The organism is Chromohalobacter sp. HP20-39 (assembly GCF_033052815.1).
In the GTDB taxonomy this organism is placed as follows: domain Bacteria; phylum Pseudomonadota; class Gammaproteobacteria; order Pseudomonadales; family Halomonadaceae; genus Chromohalobacter.
The window spans coordinates 1-278 of sequence record NZ_JAWHTP010000603.1 but is presented as its reverse complement, the minus strand read 5'-3'; the positions used below and the strand labels follow the sequence as shown (position 1 = coordinate 278).

Sequence of the window (278 nt, the reverse complement as noted above, 5' to 3'; positions counted from 1 at the left end):
CCACTGAAACCGTGGTTTGCGATTCCTGGCCCTGTCGCTGAAGAATACAGCATCGCCTTTGGTCACTGGGCATCGCTGGAGGGCAAAGGTACGCCGGAAGGTATATACGCGCTGGATACCGGCTGCTGCTGGGGTGGTACATTAACCTGCCTGCGCTGGGAAGATAAACAGTATTTTGTCCAGCCGTCGAACCGGCATAAGGATTTGGGCGAAGCGGCGGCGTCTTAAACACAGCCTGATATAGGAAGGCCGGATAAGACGCGACCGGCGTCGCATCC

General features: G+C 56.8%; 1 pseudogene. It reads left to right on the top strand.

The features are described 5' to 3' along the window. Positions 1–228: pseudogene (locus RVY79_RS19355) on the top strand (hypothetical protein); the annotation flags it as partial. Between the last annotated feature and the right edge of the window lie 50 nt (positions 229–278).